Origin of the sequence: Brevibacillus parabrevis (assembly GCF_022701015.1) — a bacterium.
GTDB classification, from domain to species: Bacteria; Bacillota; Bacilli; order Brevibacillales; family Brevibacillaceae; genus Brevibacillus; species Brevibacillus parabrevis.
The window spans coordinates 2211550-2228012 of sequence record NZ_CP064090.1; the positions used below are offsets into that span (position 1 = coordinate 2211550).

A 16463-nucleotide genomic window follows, 5' to 3' on the forward strand; every position below is an offset into this window, starting at 1 on the left:
TCGACATGGAAAAAAGTCTCGTCAAATGAGGGCGAGAAATGATGGCAAGTCCGAAGACACGCTTCAACACTCTTTTTGCCCCAAGCCTTCTACAATGAGCATAAAAAAGCAAGAGGGCGTGTGAGGCGGATGGGGATTGTTCGTTGGAGCGGTGCGGCTGCTGTGGCCGTTGCTGCGTTGGTGCTCGCGGTCAGCAGTGCAAGTCCGCCGCCCATCCATGCGACAGGTGCGGACGCGAAGCAAGAGGAGACGGCGGAGGAAATCCGGATTGCGTTTGTGGGAGACATCATTTTGGATAAAAGCGTGGGGGTGCAAATCGGACGGCACGGGGTAGACTATCCGTTTCAAAAAACAGGGGAGTTTCTGCGACAAGCTGATCTCGCCATCGCCAATCTGGAGACGCCTGTCAGCACACGCGGCAAGCCGGAGAAAAAAGAATTTACGTATCGCGCCCAGCCCAGCGCACTGAACGGACTGAAAAATGCCGGCATCGATGTAGTCAATCTGGCTAACAACCACACGCTCGATTACGGCGTAGACGCTTTGCTGGACACATTCGGACATTTGGACAAGCAGCAAATCGGCTACGTGGGCGCAGGCAAAAACGAAGCGGAAGCATTTGCGCCGCAGATCCAGACGATCAAGGGCAAGCGAGTGGCAGTGATCGGCCTGAGCCACGTGCTGCCCAATTATCGCTGGTACGCGGGCAAAAACAAGCCGGGACTTGCTCACGCCTACTCCTACGAACCGATGCTGTCCTATGTGAAGCAGGCGGTTGCCCAGTCGGATATTACGATTGCGGTGATGCACTGGAACCTGGAGTACAAGGACACGCCTGAGCCGTATGCGCGCGAGCTGGCGAAAAAGCTGATCGACAGCGGCGTGGACGCGATCGTCGGCTCACACAGCCATTCCGTGATGGGCGTCGAATTTTACAAGCAAGTCCCGATCTACTACAGCGTCGGCAACTTTGTGTTTACGACCTCGTACAACACGAAAGGACGCGAAGCGATGATGGTAGAGCTTGCTTTTAAAGAGAAAGAAACCAGCTCCCGCGTCATTCCTGTGAAAATCGTGAATGGACAGCCCGCGGAGCAGGACAGTCAAGGCAAGCAGCGCATGATCGACAAGCTGAACCGGATTTCGTACGGGGCAAGCATTGAACGGGACGGTCAAGTCAGGCAAACGGCAAAAATCCGTTGAGGAGCATATCCCCACGGATTTTTTTGTTGGCGGAACATGCTTTTGCCATTACGAGAGCGGCATCGGTGCTTCTGCCATTCTACGCATCATCTCTTTGCGGACGAAGCCGTATTTTTCGTACAGCCCATGGGCATCCCGCGTTGCCAGCGTCATGTTTGTATGGCGAATAGCCGGGTGCTGCACCATGACCTCCATCAGCCATTTGCCCAGCCCTTTTCCACGGTGGGCGGGATCGATGAAGACGTCGCACACCCAGGCAAAAGTCGCGTAATCGGTGACGACCCGGACAAACCCGGCCTGTCCGCTCTCGTGATACACTCCGAAACAGAGCGATTGCGAAATGGCTTTGACGATCATTTCTCTCGGACGCTCGCCAGCCCAGTAGGTCGTAGACAGCCAGGCAAAAATTTGTTCTTCGTCGAGCAGCTTCGGATCATCACTGATTGTGTAAGGCAATTCGGGGTGCTTCCATTCCATCTGTTGCTCATCCTTTCTCCTGTTTACTGACTGACTTACGATTCACTATACTGAAGGAACAACCAGGGAGAAACGAGGAAAAAGGGCATCTGTACCCACACAGATGGAGAGCGGGTGGACAAGGGTGGAGAAAAAATACGAGGCGCTCAAGCAACAGCTCAAACAACAGTTGCTGACGGGCAAAATACGCCCCGGAGAAAAGCTGCCGTCGATCCGTACAGCCTCCGAGCGGTGGAATTGCAGTACGAATACAGCGATCCGGGCGTATCAGGAGCTGGAAAAAGAGCATCTCGTGTACGCAGTGCAAAAAAGCGGCTATTACGCGGTGCTGCGCCCGCAGGCCGTCACGCGAACGGGAGCGGGACAGGGACAAATCGATTTTTCCGCGGCCAGTCCGGACCCGGAAGTCATGCCGTATAAAGACTTCCAGCATTGCCTGAACCGGGCGATTGAGCTGTACGAGGATCAGCTGTTCACTTATTGCGATCCGCAAGGCTTTTACTCTTTGCGCCGGGAGCTGGAGAAGCATCTGGCCCATTCGCAAGTTTTCGCGCAGCCGTCCATGATTTGCGTCGTTTCCGGCTCGCAGCAAGCGCTGCACCTCTTGTCGTCCATGCCTTTTCCCAATGGAAAAAGCGCCGTCCTGGTCGAGCAGCCTACTTTTCACGGCATGGTTCGCACCTTGCAACTGCTTGGCGTCACGACATACGGCATCGGGCGGACGACGGCAGGCATCGATCTGGACGAGCTGGAGCAGCAGTTTCGCAGCAAGCCGATCAAATTTTTTTATACGATGCCGCGCTTTCACAATCCGCTAGGGACAAGCTACGGAGCCGAGGAGAAAAGGCAAATCGCCAGGCTGGCGGAGCGCTACGGGGTATTTGTGGTGGAGGATGACTATTTGGCGGATATGGAGACGAGCGCGAAGGCCGATCCGCTCTACAGCTACGATCTGTCAGGGCATGTCATTTACGTGAAAAGCTTTTCCAAAATCATGTTGCCCGGACTGCGCCTGGCTGCTGTCGTCTTGCCGCCAGCGGTCATGGAGACATTTCGCCTGCATAAAGCTTCGGCGGACTCCAGCACGTCCGTTTTGTCCCAGGCTGCTCTGGAGCTGTATTTGAACTCGGGGATGTACGATCATCATGCCGCGATGGTCAGAGAGCGCTATCGGACGAGGATGGATGCACTTGCCGCAGCTTGCCGCCGCCACCTGGACCCAAGCATTCAGTGTCCGGCTGCCCACGGCGGAATTTTTACCACAATTGTTCTGCCGAAAGATCTGGATGCCCACGACGTGATCGCTGCTTTGCACCAGCAGCACGTCTCTGTGCGCTCGACGGACCAAAACTATTTGCCAGGCTTTGGCCGGGACAACGGATTGCGTCTTAGCATCATCCAGACAGACACAGACAAGATTGAGCAAGGAATAGCGCTGATGGCCGAGGCGTGCCACAAGCTTTTGCAAAAGCGCAAGCAGGAAGTAGCCTGGCGGATACGGCCAGACTGATTGACAGCGACACTAGATGGCTCTTTTTCCGAAGAGCGGACAGGAGGACGAACAAACATGACTCAAGCAAACAAGCTGGACAAATGGGGAGAGCTGGCAGGAAAAATCGAACCTTGCGGGAAGCTGCTTCGCGCCTGGGAGCTTGTCGGCGGCGTCTCGGCGACGGTGACAGCGCTAGAGCTGGAGTGTGCGGACGGGACGCGCAAAAAAATGGTTGTGCGGCAACACGGCGCAGCAGATCGCGAGCGCAATCCACAGATCGCCTCCGACGAATACAAGCTGCTGCAACTGTTGCAGGAAGCGCATATTCCTGCGCCGCAGCCGCTCCATCTGGAAGCATCGGCAACTATTTTTGCCTCGCCGTGCCTTGTCACGACATTCGTCGAGGGACAGACAGGCTTCCAACCAGCCAATCTGTCCGCTTATTTGTCCCAACTGGCAGAGGTGCTTGCCCGTATCCACCGGATCGACCCTGAACAAAAAGCCAGTACCTTTTTGCCGCGTCAGACCGATTGGGTAGCGGATACGCTTCGCAAAACACCGGAAAAGCTGGACGACTCGCTGGACGAGGGGCTGATTCGCGAGCTGCTGGGCACTGTCTGGCCCTTGGCGCGAAAAAATCGCGATGTCTTGTTGCACGGAGATTTTTGGCCAGGCAATACAATGTGGCTGGACGGTCGACTGACTGCCGTACTCGACTGGGAAGATGCGGCTGTGGGCGATCCGCTCGCAGATGTGGGCAATGCCCGGCTGGAGCTGCTTTGGGCGTTTGGCAGCGAAGCGATGGACGCCTTTACAGCATTTTATCGGGAGAGGATGCCTGATCTCGACTATACGGACTTGGCGTACTGGGATTTGTACGCAGCGCTGCGGCCAGCTTCCAGCCTTGGCAATTGGGGACTGGATCAAGCGACAGAGCAAAGGATGCGTGAGCGGCACAAACAGTTTGTACAGCAAGCTACGGAACGGCGGCACATTTAATCTGGCTTGCGCAGACGAAATCAGAACATTGGGGCATTGACCGATGGAATGGGTCTGTGATAATCTCTAATCATAAGTAAATACATCGGATTTTAGTGAATAGCTGATCGGACTTCCGAAAGCTCCCGCGCAGACAAGACCATGTCGGCATCGTCGGGAGCCTTTCGCTATATGAACAGGAGGAGGGTAACGCTGCTATCGTTTCAAAAGGACATGACCTCTCGAAAAGTCGGTGTCGTCGTTGCTGGACAACAGAAGGCTTTCGAGAGGTAACATTAGGCTATAAAACATACTAAATAGGTAGGAATAATAAACATTTAGTTTTTCACAACATAACCAGGGAGGCGTGAGCGAATGGCGAAAAAAGAGAATGCCCTGAATGAACAACTGTGGGAGAAAATCGAGCGAGCCTTGGACAGTTTGGAATTTGGTTCCATCCATATCGTGGTTCACGATTCGCAGGTGGTTCAGATCGAGCGGACGGAAAAATACCGACTCCCTGCCAAAAAAGAGAAAGAAGAAGGACAGACAACTCAGAACAGACCGTTGTTGAATCGGACGCACGGCTAGGCGACGGACTGACAAAACAGACGAGAATGGGAGATTAGAGAGGAGGAGCTTTCATATGGCAGGCGTTCTTGTAGTTGGAGGAGATCGGGTAGGAGAAATCGAGAGCTTGTTGCAGGATAAAGGATTTCGGAATGTATATCACGTATCTGGACGAAAAAAGTCGGACGTGAAGGCGACGATTCCTGCCGATACGGAGCTGGTTCTCGTCTTTATCAACTTTGTCAGTCACAGTCTCAGCAAAAATATTAAAAAGCTGGCGAAGCAAAAGCACGTGCCGATCGTTTTTTGCCGGAGATCGTGTGATGCCGTCGCCATGTATCAGCCAGCGATTGGCTAGGCAAAATGAATATTCGTGAGTGAATAGAAGTATTCAACGTTGAATACTTCTTTTTTGCGTGTTCATCAGGCGAAAAAATGGGCAGGCTGATCGTGTGAGCCATCTTTTTGCTGCTGGACAGCTTTATGCAGCATTTTGTCAGGATGAGTCGAAGGCCCGTGTATGCAGCAGTGAATAAGCAGGCTGGATCAAGCTTGGCAGAAACAGCTGGCACACAATTTGCAGAATATTTATACAGAAGTTAGAAGTGAACTGAACTGAACAAAGATGGGGGTAAGCATGAAACGACCAGTCGTCATTACAAGTCTCTTGGTTTTGCTCTCGGGATTGTTCGCAGGTTGCAGCAACAGTGCCAGCACGAATCAGCCTGCTGCCGATTCCACGCAACAGTCCCAGCCAGCGCCGTCGCAGCCGGCCGCCACCCAAATTTTGCACATGAACGCCTCAGAACCGGAGACGTTGGACTCCGGCATGTCGAATGACGTGATCTCCGGCGCTTTTATCCGCTCGCTGTACGACTCGCTCGTCAGGCTGGACAAGGATGGCAAGCCAGTCAATTCCGTCGCCTCGGACATCAAGCTGTCGGATGACAAAAAAGTGTATACATTCACGTTGCGCGCAAGCAAGTGGAGCAACGGCGATCCGGTGACAGCGAACGACTTTGCCTTCGCCTGGCTGCGCGTGCTCAACCCGAAGACGGCGAGCGGCTCCGCTTACAAATACTATCCGATCAAAAACGCCCGCGCTTTTTTCGAAGGAAAGGCAAAGGCGGAGGACGTAGGCATCAAGGTGCTGGACGAAAAGACATTGCAAGTCACTCTGGAAAATCCGACGCCGTATTTTCTGACGCTCGCCACCTTTTACTATCCGGTCAACCAAAAAGTCGTCGAGGCCAATCCCGACTGGGCGAAAAAGCCGGAAACCATCGTCACGAACGGGCCGTTCAAGCTGGCGAACTGGGAGCATAAAAACAAGATCGAGCTGGCGAAAAACGACCAGTATTGGGACAAGGATGTCGTGAAGCTGGACGAAATCGAGTTTTCCATGATTGAAGATACGAATACAGAGCTGGAGCTGTTCAACAGCGGGGAGCTGGACTGGGCGGGCGGCCCGATCAGCGGATTGCCTGCGGACGCCATCGGACCGTTGCGCGATGAAGGCAAGCTGCAAACGATGGAACGCGCCACCAACTACTACTTGCTGTTCCAGACTGAAAAGCCGCCGTTCACGAACGCCAAGATTCGCAAGGCGTTTGCCTACGCGATCAACCGAAAAGATATTGCCGACAACATCGGCCAGGCCGGACAGACGCCGTTGATGGGCTTTGTGCCGCTCTCCGCCTCGCTGAAACCGGACGGCTACTTCAAGGATAATGACGGGGAGACGGCGAAACAGTTATTGGCAGAAGGCATGCGGGAACTGAACCTCGCCAAGCTGCCAGAGATCACATATTTGTACAACACATCCGACCTCAACAAAAAGATTGCCGAAGCACTGCAAGCCCAATGGAAGCAGGTGCTCGGCGTGGACGTCAAGCTGCTCAACAAAGAGTTGAAGGTCATGTTCGACGATCAGGAGCACGGCAAATACATGATTTCCCGCACAGGCTGGACAGGCGACTACAACGACTCCGTCAACTTTTTGGAGCTGATGATGGAAAAGTACAGCTCCAACAACTCGACCTTTTGGCACAACGAGCGCTACGTAGAGCTGGTGAAAAAGGCGTACGCCGAGCCGGATGAAGCGAAGCGCAATCAATATTTGGTCGAGGCGGAGAGCATTTTGATGGAAGAAATGCCAGTCACGGGCGTGTACAGCAGCGTCAACTCCTGGGTACAAAACGACAAGGTCAAAGGCATCACGGTGGACCCGCTAGGCTACATCGACTTCAAATGGGGCTACAAAGAGCAATAGGACAGACAGAGATGGCCGACACTCGCATGCATGTGTGTTGGCTGTTTCCATAAAAAGGAGGAGGCATGCTTATGGCTTGGCAACAGGCATTGGATGAAGCGCTCAAGGATGCGCCAGGAGTGTTTGGGGTAGCGGCATTGCACGTGGAGACGAAAGAGGAGGCCGGGCATCTGGATGACGAGCTGTTTCAGCTGGCGAGCGCATTCAAAATCCCGATTCTCGTCACCTTGATGCGCGAAGTCGAAGCGGGACGGGTCGCGCTCGACCAGCGGATCGCCTCGCAAAAAGAAAACCGCGTGCCAGGCTCGGGAATTTTGCAGGAGCTGGACGCAGGCGCAGCCCTGACCGTAAAAGACTTGGCGACCTTGATGACGATTGTCAGCGACAACTACGCGACAGATTTGGTCATCGAGCTGATCGGCGGCATCGACAAGGTAGAGGCCCATATGCATGAGCTGGGGCTGGAACAGATTCATTTGCGGCACACTTGCTGGCAATTGCTCAACCACTGTGTCGGGATGAATGAGCCTGCTCCGTCTGCGGCTGGCTACGACGAATACGAGCGCCGGGAAGAGACAGGCGATTATGAAATCGTTCACGATGTCTCCCTGCCGACGCGGGACAACAACGTGGCTACGCCGCGCGACCTCAACCGCTTGCTTGCGATGATCGAACGAAAAGAAATTTTGACGCCTGCCTCCTGTGAGCTCATGCTGGACATTTTGCGCCGCCAACAGTTCAACAGCCGCCTGCCGTATTTGCTGCCGGAAGGAACGAAGGTCGCACACAAAACCGGAACAGTCAATGCGGTGGTCAATGACGCGGGAATCATTTACTTGCCTGAGGATAAAGGAGCAATTGCGATTACGGTATTGTCGCGGGCCGTGACGGAAAAGCCGGCGGCAGAGCTGGCGATTGCCCGCATCGCACGGGCGATTTACGACCAGGCGCTGGGAGGCAGATGAAAAGTGGACGAACAGATGAAAATGTTTGAGGAGTACGCCAGGCTGTTGCTTGAAGAAGCGCAGGCGCCAGGGGCGGCAATCGGGGTCGCGCGCGGAGGAAAGCTGTTGTACCAAAAGACGTTCGGCTACCGCAACAGGGAGGAACAGCTGCCGCTTTCGCTCGATACCGTGTTTGGCATCGCCTCGATTACGAAGTCGTTTACGTGTGTGGCGATCATGCAGTTGCAAGAGGCAGGCAAACTGTCCGTCCACGATCCGGTCATCCGCTATTTGCCGGAGTTTCGCACGGGCGATGACGAGTTGACCAAGCGAATTACCATCCACCATTTCATGACGCACACGCCTGGGATGGCGCCGATGCCTTATTTGGACGGAGCGATGAAGCGCAGCATGGAACAAGACCCTGCGATCATCGGGACAGAAGCGGAAGAAGAGCTGAAGACCGTGCCCTATCTGGATACGTATGAAGAAGTATTGCAAGCGATCGCCGGGTTTGAAGGAAAGCCGCTCAGCGAACCGGGAGAAGCGTTCAGCTACAACAACGACGCCTACGGCTTGCTTGGGGCGATCATCGAGCGGACGAGCGGCCAGACTTACGAGCAGTATGTGAAGCAGCACATTTTGCAGCCGCTTGGCATGCAGCGGACGGTTTTTGCCGTGGAGGAGCTTGCGGACAAGGACGACGTGACCGTTTTGTACACGAACAAAAAAGTCGACGGAAACAACGAGGTGATCGCCGCCCCGTACTGGCATGACGCTCCCGCCATGCGCGCCGCAGGCTTTCTCAAATCGACCGTAAACGATTTGCTGCGTTACCTGCAAATTTTTCGCCCGGATGCCGAGAACAATCGTGCGAACATTTTGTCTTCGGACAGTATCCGGCAAATGCTCGCGCCACACGCCCGCTGTGATGGGCATCGCTCTTACGGCTACGGTTTGATGGTATCTCCGGCTTTTCCCGAAGGCTTGATGCTGGAGCACGGTGGTTCGCTCAAAGGGATCAGCTCGCACATTTTTTCCGTTCCGTCGATGGAACTGACTGGAGTAGTGCTGGCCAACCTCGATGGCGTATCTGTCCGCGAACTGGTCGTGGCGCTCTTGAATACGCTTGCGCAAAGACCGCCAGCGGCGCCGCTGTACACGTATGCCCCGTACGAACTGGCGAATGATCAGTTGTCCGAGTACGTCGGGAGCTATCGATCTGCGGAATGGCTGAACACCGTGATCGAGGAGCGGGAAGGGAAGCTGCAACTTTTGGTGGACGGTCTTGCTTATCCGCTCACTCCGGTTGACAAGGACAGCTTCGTTTTCAAAAGGCGGGATTCTACCGTCTGGATCGACTTTTTCCGCGATCGGGAAGGCAAGGTCGTGAGAATGAGCTACGCCTTGCGCCAATTGACGAAAGCTTCCGACAAAGCAGAGGGAGAAAAATAGGCGAGCGAAAGATAGGCATGCCGGGCGGGCTGCCTGTCTTTTTTGCATGTACCCGATACGGTGATGAGCTTGGAGCTGCGTCTGTCCGCCTATCCGCCGCCATTCCGGCACAGCCTGCTTGTCTCACCCGCTGACAGCAAAAAACAGGCATATGCCTGAACGGAACTCCGATTGTTAGAGGTGTCTAACTTTTCGAGGTCACTTCGGGGCTGCCTGTTTTTTCGTAGCCAAACAGTGATTACTTACAGAAAAACACCAATGATCGTTGCCGACAACACAGATGCCAGAGTCGAGCCGAGCAAAAGCTTCAAGCCGAACTTGGCTACGAGGTCGCCCTGCTTTTCGTTGAGTGCCCGCACCGATCCGGTGATGATGCCGATAGAGCCGAAGTTGGCGAAGCTGACGAGAAAGACCGAGACGATGCCAACCGTTTTGGGCGACAGGCTGCTGGCGATTTCCTTGAAGTTCAGCATCGCGACGAACTCGTTGGTCACGATTTTGGTCGCCATGATGCTTCCCGCCGAAACGATCTCCGCCTGGGGAACGCCCATCAAAAAAGCAACCGGAGCGAATATGTAGCCGAGAACTTCCTGGAAAGAAATCCGGAAGATGAGCAAGAACAGCTCGTTGACCAGATTCATCAGGGCGATGAAGCCAATCAGCATCGCGCCGACGATGACCGCGATTTTCAGGCCGTCGACAATGCTTTCGCTGATCATCTGGAAGAACGCAGGTTTTTCGGTTTCCTCCACAGGCTCGATCAAATCTTCCTCTTTCGTCAAAGTGTACGGGTTGATAATATTGGCGACAATCAGCGCCGACAAAATGTTGACGACGATGGCGACGACGACGTATTTCGGTTCCAGCATAGTCATGTAGGCGCCGACGATGGCGATGCTCACCGCGCTCATGGCAGAGGTGCACAGCGTATAGAGCCGTTTGCTGGACACGAGGCCGAGCTGCTTTTTCGTCGTCAAAAACACTTCCGATTGTCCGAGAAAAGCCGAGGAAACAGCGATGTAGTTTTCCAGTCGGCCCATGCCGTTCAGCTTGCTGAGGACAAATCCTGTGAAGCGGATCAACAGCGGCAAGATTTTAAAGTGGTTCAAAATCCCGATCAATACCGAGATGAAAATGATCGGGAGCAGCACATCGAGAAAGAACGTGGACATTCCGGCGTTTTCCAGTCCGCCGAAGACGAAGTCGACTCCGCTGATACCGAGCTTCATCAGCGTATCAAACACTTTGGAGATAAACAAAATCAGCTCAATCCCGACGCCGGTATTCAGCAAGAGGAAGGCCAACACCAGCTGGGCGATCATCATGGCGATGATCGGCCGAAGCCGGATCGCTTTGCGATTGTGACTGAACGCATAGCCCAAGCCTGCTACGAACAAAAATCCTGTGAACAAAAAAACGACATTCATTGCTACTTTCTGCCTCCCATTACTACCTAGTCTCTCATGCTGCCCGAGGTGCATGTCCCTTTCACAAGCGGCGTTCCAAACGCTTTGCAAGAGAAGTGCAACGATTGTGAATTTTAGTTACTACCTATGGAGTAACTTGTAACCTGTTACAGATTACATGGAAGCCAAGCGCCTGTCAATTCAGGGACGGTCATTGGATTTGCTTGCTTCTATGCTTTATCATAGGAAATAAATAACCAGATGATACGGGCAGGAGGAAGCATGTTACAAAAATTTGGTTTTTCGCAGTATGAGAGCAAAGTTTTTGAAGCGCTGGTTTCGAGCGAGGAGCCGCTTGACGCCACGAAAATCGTCCGAATTTCCGGCGTGCCCAAGGCGAAAATATACGAAGTGCTGTCGCGCATGATTGAAAAAGGCATGGTGCTCGATTCGGTTTCCGAAAAGAAAAAGCTGTACAGCGCACTGCCTCTTGCGCTTGCGATTGAAAAGCTGACAGCGGAATTTCAGGACAACATCAAGCAATTGAAAATTCAGTCCAGGAAAAAAGCTTACTCCGAGGATCTCGTCTGGAGCCTGAAAGTCGACAGCTCGATTCGGGTGCAGAGCAAGCAACTCATCAAAGAAGCGAAAAGCTCGATCCGCATCTCGGCATGGAAAGACGATCTCGTCGAGTATTTGCCGATCCTGGAGGAAAAGGAAGCAGAGGGCGTGGACGTAGAAGTGCTTGTCGTCGGATCGCTGAAGCCGAACATTGCCAAGGTGCACACCTTGATTCCGGCGGACGAGCATCATACATTGGAGCGGTTTCGCCTGTTGATCATCGACGAGCGCGAAGTGATTTTTGCCTGTGAGGAAAACCAGTCCTGGCAAGCGATCAAGACGATGGCGAAGCCTTTTGTCAAAGTGTTTACGGAATTTTTCTACCACGATCTCGCGCTGGCGAAGATCAGCAGGAAGCACTACGACCTGATGATGAATGACGAAGAGATCAGAAGCATCCTGATGCAGCTGCGCTATTGACCGATTTTCGCCATACGACGACGACTTGCGAGCCGGACACGCTTGGAAAAAAGTGTGTCTGGCTGTTTTGTGTGTTTCTCTTTTAAAAAATTAATCAACTTCTAAAAAATTGTTGAAATCAAAGTGGTCAGAATAGTATGGTTAAAGCAGCAACAGGTCTTGCTGACTTTTCATTCATTCAAGGGGTGAGGACATGTCGAGGATCGAACAGCGGTTGAAGGAATTGGGCTACACATTGCCGCCACCGCCACCGCGGATGGCGAATTACGTCTCGTGTGTGCAGACGGGCAATCTGGTGTACACCTCGGGAGCGGGGTGCTACGTGGACGGCAAGCCGCTTTATTTGGGCAGACTGGGAACAGACGTGACGATCGAGCAAGGATACGAAGCCGCGAAAATTACGGCGCTCAATTTGCTCGCCTTGCTCAAATCCGAGCTGGGCGATCTGGACCGGATCACGCGGATCGTCAAGCTGTTTGCGCTGGTGAGTAGCGCCCCGGATTTTTACGAGCAGCCGCAAGTGATTAATGGCGCGTCCGATTTTTTCATCGAAGTGTTGGGCGAGGCAGGCCAGCATGCGCGGGCAGCTGCCGGAACTTCTGTGCTTCCTTTCAATAATCCGATAGAGATTGAGCTGATTGTCGAAGTCAGCTGACACAAGCAACACAGCAGAAAGAAACGAGGCTCTGTTCATGACGAGACACATTCATCCGATTTTAGCCAGCTATATTCCTGTCGCGGAAGGCTTGGCGAAGACGTTGGGGCAGCATTGTGAAGTCGTGCTGCACGATTTGACAGACATATCTTCTTCGATCATTGCGATCTACAACGGCCATGTCAGCGGGAGGGAGGTCGGCTCCCCGGTCACCAATCTGGCGCTGCAAGCTTTGCGCACAGCCAAGACGAGCCAGGAGGACTACGATCTCAACTACCGCAACGACACGATCAAGGGAAAGCAGATCAAGTCCAGCTCGCTGTACATCAAGGACGAAACCGGGCAAATTATCGGCAGCCTGTGCCTGAATATGGACTTGACGCACATTGCCATCGCGCAAGCGGCTTTAAACGACATGATGGCGTTCGCGGACAAAGCCGAGGAAGGGCGGGCCGCGGAAAAGTTCGCACCGACGGTCACCAGTCTGATGGAGCAAATGATCGACGATTGCCTGAAAAAGACCGGAAAACCGATTGCCCTGATGCAAAAGGAAGAGAAGATTCAATTCATCCATTTGCTCGACGAAGTAGGGCTGTTTTTGATCAAGGGAGCCGTGCAGCACGTCGCGGATTTGCTGGATGTCACCAAGTACACGATCTACAACTATTTGGACAAAAAAGACGGGAGATGAGCGGGAATGGCAGATGCGACTTTGCAGCAGGCACGCAGCTTTCACGATGGCGTCCATGTGCTGGACGGACATTTTGACCTGCTGATGGATGTAGAAATTCAGCGCGGCTACGGTCGGACGAAGCTGATCGAGACAGAATACTTGCCGCGGTTTCAGGCAGGCGGGGTGCATTCCGTCGTGGCGGCCGTCTTTGTGGAAGATGCGTTTGTGCCGGAAATGGCGTTGCGCAAAGCGCTCAATCAGGTGAGTGCCTTGCACGCGGAAGTGGCGGAATCTCCGGACTATTTGGTCATCGCCAAAAACGGACAAGACTTGCTCGCGGCAAGGCAGGAAGGAAAAGTTTCGTTTGTCCTCTCCCTGGAGGGCGCCGAACCGCTGTACAACGATCTGAGCATGCTGCGCATTTTTTACGAGCTGGGCGTACGGATGATGGGGCTTACCTGGAGTCGGCGAAATTTTGCCGCAGATGGCAGCTTTTTTGCCCCTGTGCGTGAAGGGAGAAAAGGCGGTCTGACCGACTTTGGCGTTGCCCTGATTGAAGAGGCGGAGCGCTTGGGCGTCCTCATCGACGTCAGCCATTTGAACGACGAAGGATTTTGGGACGTGATCGAAGTGGCCCGCAAGCCGATCATTGCTTCTCATTCCAACTGCCGCAGCCTGGTGCCGACCATGCGCAACCTGACGGACGAACAGATCACGGCGATTGCCGAAAAGGGCGGGTTGATCGGCTTGAATGCGTTCAGCATGTTTACGGCAAACAGCGGAGCCGAAGCGACGCTTGAGCGGCTGATCGACCACGTCGACCATATGAAGAAGCTCGTCGGCAGCAAGCATATCGGCATCGGACTTGACCTGTGCGACGATTTGACCAAGTACATTCCGCTCGACCGCATCGCGAAAACGACAGAGATGCCTTTTGACGTCGTAAAAGGCCATGCGTCGATTCCGCTGATTACGCGCGAGCTGATGATTAGGGGCTACAAGGACGAAGAGATTGAGGACATTCTCGGCAAAAACTATTTGCGCGTCTATCAGGAAGTGTGGAGATAAATTCCGTTTTGTAGAAAAGAGGAGAGCTACGATGGAGAACAAGCAGCCGTCTGGACAAGTTTTTGGCTATTATCAATCAGGTGTTCACATCGCCGATTTGCTTTTGGGAAAAGAGCGAGTGTGGCATCGGCCTACAGGTTGGGAGTCGGAAGAAAAGGCAGAGAGAAGCTTCGAACTGCTCGCCGAAGACAAAGCGGTCTACGAGCTGCCTGTGTACGAGCTGAGCCGCAGGCTTGGCGAGTGGAATGCACTCGACTGGTCGGCTGTCGAGGAGATGCATCCGCCTGGTGGCGGCTGCTACCAGCGGCATGAGCGAGTCGAAGGGACGCTCTCTGGCGGGCAGGAGCACAAGCAGGCGTGGGTGTGGGCGCTGCGCGGCGGAGCGATGCCGATCGACCTGATCGTGTGCGACAACGAGGTCATCGCATTCGTCTTGACGGGCAGGGGAGACAGTGTGGTACTCGTGCAGGAAGGCTGGGAAAGCATGACGCCGCTTGTGCTGTGGCAAGATGCGCAGCTTTCTGCCGCGCGCTACGGCGTCAAGCATCTGGGCAGGCACGACGTAGCCATGCGCGATGGCATCAAGCTGGCGACAGAAGTGTGGATTCCAGCTGGATTGCAGCCGGGCGAACGGGTGCCGACCATTTTGCTGCGGACGCCATACGGCCGGATGGACGCGATTTTTCGCCGTCTGCCATTCGTCGCGCGCGGCTACGCATTGGTCGTACAGGACACGCGAGGGCGGGAAGACTCCGAGGGCGAATGGATTCCGCTGGTGCATGAGCGCGAAGACGGAGACGACACGCTCAACTGGATCGCGGAGCAGCCATGGTCGGACGGGGCAGTCGGCATGCTCGGAGGTTCGTACGTAGGCTATGTGCAATGGGCGGCAGCAGCGAGCGGCAACCCGCACTTGAAGGCGATTTTCAGCTACGTAACCGTCGGCACACCGTACATCGACATTCCGCGAAAAGGCGGGACGATTCTCACGGGGCTATCGTGGATTTTCATGATGGCCGAAAAGCGCCGAAATGTCGCTGCCCTCAGCCGGGATGACTGGAGCGAAGTGCTGAAAGTCCGCCCGATCAAGGAAATTCCGCAAAAAGTGCTCGGGAAAGAAATCCCGTTCTGGACAAAATGGATGGAGCATCCCGATGGCGACGATTTTTGGGCGCGTTCCGACTGGAAGCAGTTTGCCGATCAAGTAAAAGTGCCTGCGTTTCTCGTATCCGGCTGGTACGACGACAACGGAATGGGCACAAGCGAGGCGTGGAAGGTCGTGTCCCAGAACATGCCAGAGCACACCCGGATGATTCTCGGCCCGTGGTACCACAAAGCCAATACGACGCGCGAGATTCATCACGTGCCATTTGGAAACAACGCGATTCGCTACGATTTGGACGTGACGCAGCTGCGCTGGTTTGACCGCTATTTGAAAGGCATCGAAAACGGCGTGGAACACGAGCCGCGCGTCCAGTATTACATGGTTGGCGAAAACGAATGGAAGACGTCCTCGGCGTGGCCGCCAGCAGAGGCGCAGCAAACGGCGTTTTATTTGAGCAGCCATGGACAGGCGAATACGAGTGCGGGAGATGGTGCCCTGACGCTTGCGACTCCCGGTGAGCAGCCAGCGGATACGTACTTGTTCGATCCGCTAGATGCCGCGCCGTACTTGCTTGATTTGTCCGAGAACGAAAACTGCGTGCCGGAAAACTACGCCGAGGTAGAGAAACGTCAAGACGTGCTTGTCTACACATCGGAGCCTTTGCAGGAAGCGGTCGCCATTGCCGGGGAAATCTCTGCCGTCCTGTACGCAGCCAGCTCGGCCCGCGATACGGATTGGCTCGTGCGACTGAGCGACGTGGACGAAGCGGGCAACTCGATTCGCCTGTCGGATGGAATCATTTGCGCCCGCTACCGCCATTCGTTTTCCGAGCCGCAGCTGCTCGAACCGGGACAGATCGAACGCTACGAAATCCGCATGGGCAAAATCGCCAACGTTTTTCAAAAGGGCCACAGAATCCGGGTCGCGGTCACATCCGGTGCGAAAAACTTCTCGTTCCCGAATCCAAACACGGGAGGGAACCTGGCGACGGAAACCGAGACGGTGGTCGCCACGCAGCACATTTACCATGATGAACGGCATCCGAGCCACATTCGTCTGCCTTTGCTGCCTGTGAATCAATAAAGGCTCGCGTGGGATTCAAGCAAAACTAGCACAAGCACATC

At 54.3% G+C, this 16463-nt stretch carries 15 protein-coding genes; 13 read left to right on the plus strand and 2 right to left on the minus strand.

Annotated elements, in window-relative coordinates; genetic code table 11:
* Positions 1-129 precede the first annotated feature (129 nt).
* Positions 130-1203: a CapA family protein gene (locus IRJ17_RS10580; protein WP_242774583.1), complete on the plus strand. Its 1074-nt coding sequence runs from the start codon at positions 130-132 to the stop codon at positions 1201-1203.
* A gap of 48 nt (positions 1204-1251) precedes the next feature.
* On the opposite strand, the gene IRJ17_RS10585 is transcribed toward IRJ17_RS10580, so the two are convergent.
* Positions 1252-1680 (minus strand): GNAT family N-acetyltransferase, encoded by a 429-nt coding sequence (locus IRJ17_RS10585; protein WP_242774586.1) that lies wholly within the window; start codon positions 1678-1680, stop codon positions 1252-1254.
* A 124-nt stretch (positions 1681-1804) separates the two neighbouring features.
* Here IRJ17_RS10585 and IRJ17_RS10590 point away from each other — a divergent pair, with 124 nt between their 5' ends.
* The 7 genes from IRJ17_RS10590 to IRJ17_RS10620 all read left to right on the plus strand — a co-directional run bounded on the left by IRJ17_RS10590 (position 1805) and on the right by IRJ17_RS10620 (position 9391).
* Positions 1805-3190 (plus strand): aminotransferase-like domain-containing protein, encoded by a 1386-nt coding sequence (locus tag IRJ17_RS10590; protein ID WP_242774589.1) that lies wholly within the window; start codon positions 1805-1807, stop codon positions 3188-3190.
* Positions 3191-3247: 57 nt separating this feature from the next.
* Positions 3248-4171, plus strand: a complete 924-nt coding sequence (locus IRJ17_RS10595) for a phosphotransferase family protein (RefSeq protein ID WP_242774591.1) — start codon at positions 3248-3250, stop codon at positions 4169-4171.
* A gap of 354 nt (positions 4172-4525) precedes the next feature.
* Complete coding sequence (locus IRJ17_RS10600; RefSeq protein WP_063229984.1) at positions 4526-4741, plus strand: YezD family protein; 216 nt, start codon at positions 4526-4528, stop codon at positions 4739-4741.
* 55 nt (positions 4742-4796) lie between these two features.
* Positions 4797-5078, plus strand: coding sequence for a DUF2325 domain-containing protein (locus IRJ17_RS10605; protein WP_063229985.1), 282 nt, complete (start codon positions 4797-4799; stop codon positions 5076-5078).
* A gap of 279 nt (positions 5079-5357) precedes the next feature.
* Positions 5358-6992 (plus strand): peptide ABC transporter substrate-binding protein, encoded by a 1635-nt coding sequence (locus tag IRJ17_RS10610; RefSeq protein WP_242774593.1) that lies wholly within the window; start codon positions 5358-5360, stop codon positions 6990-6992.
* 71 nt (positions 6993-7063) lie between these two features.
* Complete coding sequence (locus IRJ17_RS10615) at positions 7064-7957, plus strand: serine hydrolase (RefSeq protein ID WP_173597577.1); 894 nt, start codon at positions 7064-7066, stop codon at positions 7955-7957.
* A gap of 3 nt (positions 7958-7960) precedes the next feature.
* Positions 7961-9391, plus strand: a complete 1431-nt coding sequence (locus IRJ17_RS10620) for a serine hydrolase (protein ID WP_242774594.1) — start codon at positions 7961-7963, stop codon at positions 9389-9391.
* Positions 9392-9633: 242 nt separating this feature from the next.
* On the opposite strand, the gene IRJ17_RS10625 is transcribed toward IRJ17_RS10620, so the two are convergent.
* A complete protein-coding gene (locus tag IRJ17_RS10625) occupies positions 9634-10818 on the minus strand; it encodes a NupC/NupG family nucleoside CNT transporter (protein ID WP_122964661.1) in 1185 nt (394 codons plus the stop codon).
* Between the two features lie 261 nt (positions 10819-11079).
* Here IRJ17_RS10625 and IRJ17_RS10630 point away from each other — a divergent pair, with 261 nt between their 5' ends.
* From IRJ17_RS10630 to IRJ17_RS10650, 5 genes are all read left to right on the plus strand, one after another.
* Positions 11080-11838, plus strand: coding sequence for a TrmB family transcriptional regulator (locus IRJ17_RS10630; RefSeq protein ID WP_122964662.1), 759 nt, complete (start codon positions 11080-11082; stop codon positions 11836-11838).
* A gap of 193 nt (positions 11839-12031) precedes the next feature.
* Positions 12032-12493, plus strand: coding sequence for a RidA family protein (locus tag IRJ17_RS10635; protein WP_122964663.1), 462 nt, complete (start codon positions 12032-12034; stop codon positions 12491-12493).
* Positions 12494-12530: 37 nt separating this feature from the next.
* Positions 12531-13184 carry a helix-turn-helix transcriptional regulator gene (locus tag IRJ17_RS10640; RefSeq protein WP_122964664.1) on the plus strand — a complete coding sequence of 218 codons (654 nt, stop codon included), beginning with the start codon at positions 12531-12533 and terminating at the stop codon, positions 13182-13184.
* A gap of 6 nt (positions 13185-13190) precedes the next feature.
* Positions 13191-14234, plus strand: a complete 1044-nt coding sequence (locus IRJ17_RS10645; protein WP_122964665.1) for a dipeptidase — start codon at positions 13191-13193, stop codon at positions 14232-14234.
* Between the two features lie 31 nt (positions 14235-14265).
* A complete protein-coding gene (locus IRJ17_RS10650) occupies positions 14266-16422 on the plus strand; it encodes a CocE/NonD family hydrolase (RefSeq protein ID WP_242774596.1) in 2157 nt (718 codons plus the stop codon).
* Positions 16423-16463 lie beyond the last annotated feature (41 nt).

What these genes read in the sequence shown, in the direction of transcription:
- IRJ17_RS10605 (WP_063229985.1), top strand. Translation starts at nt 4,797, where the DNA reads ATGGCAGGCGTTCTTGTAGTTGGAGGAGATCGGGTAGGAGAAATCGAG.
- IRJ17_RS10630 (WP_122964662.1), top strand. Translation starts at nt 11,080, where the DNA reads ATGTTACAAAAATTTGGTTTTTCGCAGTATGAGAGCAAAGTTTTTGAA.
- IRJ17_RS10650 (WP_242774596.1), top strand. Translation starts at nt 14,266, where the DNA reads ATGGAGAACAAGCAGCCGTCTGGACAAGTTTTTGGCTATTATCAATCA.
- IRJ17_RS10600 (WP_063229984.1), top strand. Translation starts at nt 4,526, where the DNA reads ATGGCGAAAAAAGAGAATGCCCTGAATGAACAACTGTGGGAGAAAATC.
- IRJ17_RS10625 (WP_122964661.1), bottom strand. Translation starts at nt 10,818, where the DNA reads ATGAATGTCGTTTTTTTGTTCACAGGATTTTTGTTCGTAGCAGGCTTG.
- IRJ17_RS10595 (WP_242774591.1), top strand. Translation starts at nt 3,248, where the DNA reads ATGACTCAAGCAAACAAGCTGGACAAATGGGGAGAGCTGGCAGGAAAA.
- IRJ17_RS10580 (WP_242774583.1), top strand. Translation starts at nt 130, where the DNA reads ATGGGGATTGTTCGTTGGAGCGGTGCGGCTGCTGTGGCCGTTGCTGCG.
- IRJ17_RS10585 (WP_242774586.1), bottom strand. Translation starts at nt 1,680, where the DNA reads ATGGAATGGAAGCACCCCGAATTGCCTTACACAATCAGTGATGATCCG.
- IRJ17_RS10610 (WP_242774593.1), top strand. Translation starts at nt 5,358, where the DNA reads ATGAAACGACCAGTCGTCATTACAAGTCTCTTGGTTTTGCTCTCGGGA.
- IRJ17_RS10645 (WP_122964665.1), top strand. Translation starts at nt 13,191, where the DNA reads ATGGCAGATGCGACTTTGCAGCAGGCACGCAGCTTTCACGATGGCGTC.
- IRJ17_RS10635 (WP_122964663.1), top strand. Translation starts at nt 12,032, where the DNA reads ATGTCGAGGATCGAACAGCGGTTGAAGGAATTGGGCTACACATTGCCG.
- IRJ17_RS10615 (WP_173597577.1), top strand. Translation starts at nt 7,064, where the DNA reads ATGGCTTGGCAACAGGCATTGGATGAAGCGCTCAAGGATGCGCCAGGA.
- IRJ17_RS10640 (WP_122964664.1), top strand. Translation starts at nt 12,531, where the DNA reads ATGACGAGACACATTCATCCGATTTTAGCCAGCTATATTCCTGTCGCG.